The following is a 3,077-nucleotide window of genomic DNA, read 5'->3' on the forward strand; positions in this document are numbered from 1 at the left end:
TTCGTTGGCCACGTTCAATCGCATTTTTAAATTTCAAATTGGCTGCACACCCAGCGAATTCAGAAAATTGGGGCTTGGTTTTTCTGCGCCGCAAGAATAATGGGCACCGAACAGGCAACTTCCCTGTTCGTCCGCCCCCCTTAGAAGGGTTCGCACAAAAGTTTCTGTGAACGCAATCATAGCAGGCGTTTGGGCATAGATTGAAGAATCTTCACCAACCTTTGTGCAGCCTCGATTCCGTCACCGGAATGATTGGCCCGGCCAAAACTAAACCGAAGTGTACACAATGCATTACGAGCCGCAGTTCCCCCCAGGGCCAGCAATACATGGGAGGCATTGCGGCTCCTTGTGTTATTGCACGCAGCACCCGGCGAAACACACACGCCGGCCACATCTAGCCGGTAGGTAAGATTCTGACCCTCGTAGCCTGGCAGCCCCACGCTAACCAAACCAGGCAAACCTGCTTTGGTACTATTGAAATATACTTCTGCCCAAGATTGACGAAGTGTTTGGCAAAATTCTTCTGCTAACATTCGTTTGAATGCGGCATGCTGCTCCATCTGTTTGCAGGCTAGTTTGAGCGCGCATGCCAGTCCTACAATCTGAGCTACCGGTTCCGTTCCAGGGCGTAATCCGCTCTGTTGTTCGCCACCAAAAATTAAAGGTTTCAACAAAGCTGGATTTCGTGCATAAAGGAAGCCGATGCCTTTGGGGCCACCAAATTTATGCGCGGAAGCACTGAGAAAATCGATGCCGTCTAATGCTACGGGGATATGCCCTACTGCCTGTACAGCATCTACATGGAGCAATACACCTTTTTTTTGACAAAGGGTGGAAATGGTAGGAATGTCCTGAATCGTGCCTACCTCGTTGTTGGCGTATTGAATGGTCACCAATCTGGGCTGCCGTTCCAGAGCCCGCAGCAAGGCAGGCAAATCTATTTTCCCTTCTTCGCTGACCGGTAACGTATATGTAGCTATTCCGCTTTTTTTTAGCGATGCGCATGCTCTACCGACCGAGTGATGTTCAATAGGCGTAGTGACGACTTCTCTGCTACCGATGCCTGCTCTGCTGGCACCGCTCAGGATTGCCCACGTGTTGCTTTCGCTGCCGCCGGATGTGAAAAAGATTTGTGATGCGCTGCATCTCAGGCATTCTGCCACACTTTGGCGCGCTCGCTCTACTGCTTGATGCGCAGCAATTCCACTTCGATACAAGGCTGCCGGATTGGAAAAATCCTTAGTAAGCCAATAACACATCGCTTCCCAGGCTTCCGGTTCAAGCGGGGTCGTAGCAGCGTGATCTGCGTAAATCGTATCACTCATCAAATCATCTCCAACAAACGGAAGAATGGTTCAGGAGGGGACATCAGTCGGAGATAACAACTTTCTCCTTTTGATGCAGCAGGATGTTGAGTGGTTTCTGTCCCGTCAGCAGGATGCTGCGTGCATCGGGCTGACTTCCTCCTACCCAAACGGTATATTCACCCGGCAGCACTTCCGAAATGCCCTCCTCGTTGCAAAGAGCAAAAGCACACTGCGGCAGATGCAGCGTAACGCACTTTTCTTCCCCAGGCATAAGGTCCACTTTTGCCAGTGCTTTCAGCTGCGCATTCGGTGTGCCAGGGCGTTCGGCCTTGACATAAACTTCAACGGTTTCACGGCCGCGGTACTGCCCGTCGTTGACTACCGTTACCCTTACATCCACACCGTCCGGCCCAATCTGTGCAGCATCGGCTTTGGCATCACGGAAGGTAAAATGACTGTAAGAAAGGCCATAACCGAAGGGGTAAAGCGGTTCTTTTTCCATATAGCGGTAGGTGCGTCCCTTCATTGCATAATCCGTGAATGCAGGCAGATCCTCATCCGAATGATAAAAAGTGACCGGCAGCTTACCCTGCGGATTGCATTCCCCGAACAAGGCACGCGCTACGGCCCGGCCGCCCTGGGCACCGGGGTACCATGCCTGCAGAACGGCGGCTGCCCCTTCCTGCGCAGTGCCCAAGGCCAACGCACTGCCGCTCAGCACCACCACCACCACAGGTTTTCCGCTCTCGATGCAGGCTTTTAGTACAGACTCCTGGTTTCCCGGCAGAGAAAGAGACTGCTTGTCGCCGCTGGCAAACTGGTTTCCCTGGTCGCCTTCTTCACCTTCCAGGCCCGCATCCAAGCCCAGGCAGCAAATCACCACATCACATTCCGCACATACGCCGCGTACTTCGCTGATAAGCTCATTGGATTTTGCCAGTCCCTGAATCTTATCTGCATACAGATGACATCCCTCAGAGTAACGGACCTGCACATCTTCTCCCAGATACTCCTGGATTCCATCCAGAACCGTCACATACCGGGATGCTGTTCCCTCGTAATTACCAACCAAAGCCTTACGGTTGTCCGCATTCGGTCCGACCACTGCGACCCGATGCAGCTTACTTTTATCCAGCGGCAAGGTATGGTTTTCATTTTTCAGCAGAACCAGAACCTTCTCGGCCACTTCCAGGTTCAGGGCCTGCATTTCCCGGCTATCTACCGCATCATACCCGATTTTGTTATAGGGGACCTTTTCTTCCGCATCAAACATGCCTAATCTCATGCGGGTCGTAAACAGCCGGACCAGGCTTCGGTCAATCGTCTCCTCTTTGACCTTGCCTTCTGCCACAGCCTCTTCCAGATACGCGTACAGATCGCCGCAGTTGAGGTCACACCCGTTATTTACGGCCAATGCCACAGAATCCACCGGGCCGGACGTGACCATATGCCCTTCATGGAAATCCTTGATTGCCCAGCAGTCGGACGTAACATGCCCCTGGAAATTCCACTTTCCGCGCAGAATGTCCACAAGAAGGGTTTTGCTGCCGCAGCACGGTTCACCGTTTGTGCGGTTATAGGCCCCCATGACTGCTTCCACCCCGGCTTCCTTTACAAGTGCACGAAAGGCCGGAAGGTACGTTTCCCACAAATCTTGTTGGGAAACTTTGGCATCAAAATAGTGCCGCTGATCTTCAGGGCCAGAATGGACTGCGAAATGCTTGGCGCAGGCAGCGGCGCGCAGATAGTCCGGGTCATCGCCCTGCATAC

General features: G+C 52.8%; 2 protein-coding genes. Both read right to left on the minus strand.

Annotation, left to right across the window (positions count from 1 at the left end):
- Positions 1-176: 176 nt before the first annotated feature.
- The gene (locus tag H6B10_RS13620) at positions 177-1,325 is read right to left on the minus strand and encodes a cysteine desulfurase family protein (RefSeq protein WP_204652101.1); all 1,149 of its coding nucleotides are present in this window, start codon (positions 1,323-1,325) and stop codon (positions 177-179) included.
- A 43-nt stretch (positions 1,326-1,368) separates the two neighbouring features.
- A partial coding sequence (locus H6B10_RS13625) for a glycoside hydrolase family 3 C-terminal domain-containing protein (protein WP_204652102.1) occupies positions 1,369-3,077 on the minus strand: 1,709 nt, incomplete at its 5' end.

The organism is Gemmiger formicilis, from assembly GCF_016901605.1.
In the GTDB taxonomy this organism is placed as follows: domain Bacteria; phylum Bacillota; class Clostridia; order Oscillospirales; family Ruminococcaceae; genus Gemmiger; species Gemmiger formicilis_B.